The organism is Streptomyces sp. (assembly GCF_035563135.1).
Taxonomy (GTDB): domain Bacteria; phylum Actinomycetota; class Actinomycetes; order Streptomycetales; family Streptomycetaceae; genus Streptomyces.
In genome coordinates this window covers 1-4,633 of sequence record NZ_DATMVN010000172.1, presented here as the reverse complement: position 1 = coordinate 4,633, position 4,633 = coordinate 1, and the positions used below count along the sequence as shown (strand labels likewise).

Genomic DNA, 4,633 nt, shown 5'->3' with positions numbered 1-4,633 from the left:
ACGACAGCGGGAAGCCCGTCGGCCGGCCTCCTGACTTTCCTCCGCCCGGAGGCCCTGGCCCTCTTGCGCTGGGGCCTGACCGCCGCGGCCGGATCACCCTCCTGTACGGCCCGTCGCTCTCAGCGGCGGGCCGTCACCGTTCCCTCCACCGCGAAGAGCTGTTCCTCGACGTGGTCGAGCGCCAGCCGCAGCGCGCCGGTGGCGACGGCCGCCTCCCCGAGGACCGAGAGGGCCACCCGGGGCGGACGCAAGCAGTAGCGGGCGAGCTCGTCGCGGAGCGGGTCCAGAACGCCGTCCAGACCGGCGGCCCACCCGCCGATCACCACAAGCTCCGGATCGAGCGCCAGCGCCAGCGCGGCGACATCGTGCACCAGCCGTTGTATGAACCGCGCGACGGCGGCCTGGGCGCCGGCGTCGCCCTCCCTGGCCTCGGCGAAAACAGCAGCGACGGCGTGCTCGTCCAGAGGGTCGAGCGGGGTGTCCGTCGTGGAGAGAAGGTGTTCCGGAGTGACACCACGGCCCAGCAGATGCAGCGCGCCGATCTCTCCGGCCGCTCCGCCGAACCCGCGGTGCAGCCGTCCGCCGATCAGCGAACCCGCGCCCGGGCTCAAGCCCGCCAGGACGAAGACGATGTCATCGGACTCGGTCGCCGCACCCTTCCAGTGTTCCGCCACCGCTGCGGCGTTGGCGTCGTTCTCCACCAGGACGGGACACCGGAAGGAACGGCGCAGCCTCTCACCGAGCGCGAGGCCGGTCCAGTCCGGCAGCGCCGTGCCCAGGCGCACTGTGCCGTCGGCCCCGACGATGCCAGGGCTGCCGACCCCGACCGCACGCAAGCTGCTCCGCGCCACCCCGGTGCGCCGCAGCACATCGGCGATCACAGTTCTGACCTGGTCGATCCTGTCGTCCGCGCACGCCGTCTCGGAGACGTCGCGTGAGCCTGCGCCGATGATCCGGCCGTCCAGGCCGGACAGCAGGGCCGAGACGCGATGCGCGCCGATCTCGACACCCAGCAGGAATCCGGCCTCGGCGCGGAACCTGAACCGCCTCGCGGGGCGGCCCTGGCGCCTGGCTCCGCTTTCGTCGGGCACTGTCTCCACCACCAGGCCCGCTGAGAACAGCCCTTCCACGACACCTTCGACCGTGGGACGCGACAGCCCCGTGATCCGGGTCAGATCCGTGAGCGTGGGCGAATCCGCCCCTCGCAGGGCGTGCAGCACCACCGCGGAATTGATCCTCCGCAGCAGAGACGGGTCACCACCGGTCAGCCGGCCCACCGTGTGTCCTCCCAGGTCGTGCGCATGTCTGCCGGATGGTACTCGCTGCCCCCGACCGCGGCGACCAGCACCCGGAGAGAGGGGCCCGGAGCGGGTTGTGCAGGTCATCGGGCTCCTCGGACAGCGGGGAGCCACGAAGCCGGACCCGCAGGCGGCGATCACCGCCTGTGCGCGGCCCCTGGTTCCCGACTTGGCAGGCACCACGCTGACATGGGTCTTCACCGTCTCCGCGCCGACGATGAGCGTGGCGGCGATTTCCACGTGGGACAGGCCGCGTGCCATCAGGCGGAGCACTGCGGCTTCGCGGCCGGTGAGCACGGCGCGTTCCCCCTCCTGCCTCGATCTCACAGCGGCCGGGACGGGGTCCGCTGCGACCACGTCCCCCATTTCGGTCAGGAGGGCTGACCGACCGGAACATGCCCCCTCGGACTCGGGAGTCAGCGGCCTGGCCACCACATGGCGCTCCTCATCGCTGAGGACGGCCAGGAGGAGGGAGAGGGAACAGATCGCGTGGAACGCCGGGCGCAACGCCTGGCCGAACACGACGCGCTGCTCCCCCTGCTCATCCCGTGCCGGGGCGCTCCACAGGCCGTCAGCCTGTGGAGCGCACAGGAAAGGATGACGGCAGGGGAGATGACACCCGAGCCCGGGGCCGTACCGGTCGCGAGCTGTGGGTACCTCCAGCTGTGGCATACGTACGGCCGGTGGCCTGCCGTGATGCTCTGCCAGCAGGAAGACGGGCCGGCCGTGAGGTGGACGTTCTGGTCGCCGTGGTCGATCCGCCCTGAGCGACGAAGGCGTCAGGACCTGTGCCACCCCGGTCCGGGGCAGTCCCGCAGCCGTTCTGCGGTGTTTCCGCGGCCGCCGCACAGCAGTTCGCCATAACTGCCCCTGGCGGAGCCGGGAGGTGTGGTCTAACCAGGGACGTTCCGGCCGACCGCCGCCAACAGGCGGGCGTACTCGTCAGCCATGGTGCTCACGGTCCAGTGCGCGTTCAGCCCGCTCGGGTTGGGCAGGACCCAGACGCGGGCACCGCCGATGGTCCGCTCCTGGGGCCCGATCTGCGCACGGCGATCGCCGAAGGCCGTGCGGTATGCGGTGACGCCGACGACGGCCAGCCACGACGGGCCCAGGTCCTCCACCTTGGCCGACAGCACTCTTCCACCCTCACGGAATTCCTCCGCGCTCAGCTCGTCCGCCCGTGCCGTGGCCCTGGCCACCACATTGGTGATCCCCAGGCCGAGGCCCGGAAGCTGATCCTGTTCCGCAGGCTTCAGCTGTCTGGGCGTGAAGCCCGACAGATGCAGCACCGGCCAGAACCGATTGCCCGGATGGGCGAAATGGTGCCCCGTGGCGGCAGTCATGAGGCTCGGGTTGATTCCGCAGAACAACACACGCAGGCCGCCCGCGACCACGTCGGGTACGACGCGGTCGCGGGCGGCCAGAAGCTCGTCGGGTGTCACAGCAGTGGAGCCCGCCTCAGAGAATGGAGCCGGGGGTGTACGCGGCGGCTTCCGGGTGCTGCTTGGCGATCTCCTCGATCCTCGACACCAGCGAAGCGACCTGGTCGCCCGCCGCGCCGGTGAACGAGAGCTTGTCCGCCATCAGGGCGTCGAGCTCGCTGCGGCCGAGCGGGATCCGCTCGTCGGCGGCCAGCTTGTCCAGCAGTTCGTTGCGCTCCGCGCCCTGCTCCCGCATGGCAAGGGCCGAGGCGACCGCATTCTCCTTGATGGCCTCGTGCGCGACCTCGCGGCCGACTCCGGCCCGCACCGCGCCCATCAGCACCTTGGTCGTGGCGAGGAAGGGGAGGTAGCGGTCCAGCTCACGCGCCACCACCGCGGGGAAGGCGCCGAACTCGTCGAGGACGGTCAGGAAGGTCTCCAGCAGCCCGTCGAATGCGAAGAAGGCGTCCGGCAGCGCGACTCGGCGGACCACGGAGCAGGACACATCGCCCTCGTTCCACTGGTCGCCCGCCAGCTCGCCCGTCATGGACGCGTAGCCGCGCAGGATCACCATCAGGCCGTTGACGCGCTCGCAGGAGCGGGTGTTCATCTTGTGCGGCATCGCCGACGAGCCGACCTGGCCGGGCTTGAAGCCCTCGGTCACCAGCTCGTGTCCGGCCATGAGCCGGATGGTCTTGGCGACCGACGAAGGCGCGGCGGCCAGCTGCACCAGCGCGGTCACGACGTCGTAGTCGAGGGAGCGGGGGTAGACCTGACCGACGGAGGTGAAGGCGTGTGCGAAGCCGAGATGCCCGGCGATGCGCTGCTCCAGGTCGGCGAGCTTGCCCGCGTCACCGCCGAGCAGGTCCAGCATGTCCTGCGCCGTGCCGACGGGGCCCTTGATACCGCGCAGCGGGTAGCGGCCGAGCAGGTCGTCCAGCCGCCCGTACGCCACCAGCAACTCGTCCGCGGCGGTGGCGAAGCGCTTGCCGAGGGTCGTCGCCTGCGCGGCGACGTTGTGCGAGCGGCCCGCGATGACCAGTTCGCCGTACTCCGCCGCCAGCTTGCCCAGCCGCGCCAGTACCGCCACCGTACGGTCGCGCATCAGCTCCAGGGAGAGCCGGATCTGGAGCTGCTCGACATTCTCGGTGAGGTCCCGGGAGGTCATGCCCTTGTGCACCTGCTCATGCCCGGCGAGAGCGTTGAACTCCTCGATCCGAGCCTTCACGTCGTGCCGGGTGACTTTCTCGCGCTCGGCGATGGAGGCGAGGTCGACCTGATCGACCACACGCTCGTAATCGGCCAGCGCAGCGTCGGGCACCTCGATCCCGAGGTCCTTCTGAGCGCGCAGCACCGCCAGCCACAGCCGGCGTTCCAGCTTCACCTTCTGCTCGGGGGACCAGAGGACGGCCAGCTCCGTGGAGGCATAGCGGCCGGCCAGGACATTGGGGATGCGAGGCTTCGCAGACACAGCAGTCACGTGTCCCGAGTTTACCGGGCGTCCATACGGGTTCCGAACCGTCTGCATTTTGTCGGAAGCTCCAGCTCAGAGGTTGTTCTGTCACCCCCCGCCGCAGCGGGGCCGTGCGGCACGCGGGAGAGGCCGCCTCGGCTGGGGCCACCGCACCAGACCCTTCGAAGTGCCTTGATCCGGCCGGAGTGGAGCAAGGCATGAGGATATTCGTGAGAGTGGACCAAGTCCTCGTGGGTTGTATCCGGCGGACGTCAGCGGGGCTTCTGGCGCGTCCTCGCGAAGAGCGGGCGGCTGGGCGGCCGGGTGCCGATCGCGGATGTCCCGGTGACCCGCCGCGCTCGGCTGCGCGGCCGGCACCGGATGGATGGCGCGATGGCCGGCCCCGGAGCCGATGCCCGGTGCGGCGGCGGCCGGTGATGTCCTGCGGGGGGCAGCGCCAG

The 4,633-nt window shown here is 70.7% G+C and carries 3 protein-coding genes and 1 pseudogene; all 4 read right to left on the bottom strand.

Annotated features, from left to right (window positions below):
* Positions 1–119 precede the first annotated feature (119 nt).
* Positions 120–1,277, bottom strand: a complete 1,158-nt coding sequence (locus tag VN520_RS07295; protein WP_325746029.1) for an ROK family transcriptional regulator — start codon at positions 1,275–1,277, stop codon at positions 120–122.
* A 165-nt stretch (positions 1,278–1,442) separates the two neighbouring features.
* Positions 1,443–1,664: pseudogene (locus VN520_RS39565) on the bottom strand (helix-turn-helix domain-containing protein); the annotation flags it as partial.
* A gap of 527 nt (positions 1,665–2,191) precedes the next feature.
* On the bottom strand, positions 2,192–2,740 hold the full coding sequence (gene mug / locus VN520_RS07290) for a G/U mismatch-specific DNA glycosylase (protein ID WP_325746028.1): 549 nt from the start codon (positions 2,738–2,740) through the stop codon (positions 2,192–2,194).
* Positions 2,741–2,756: 16 nt separating this feature from the next.
* A complete protein-coding gene (purB, locus tag VN520_RS07285) occupies positions 2,757–4,199 on the bottom strand; it encodes an adenylosuccinate lyase (RefSeq protein WP_325746027.1) in 1,443 nt (480 codons plus the stop codon).
* Positions 4,200–4,633 lie beyond the last annotated feature (434 nt).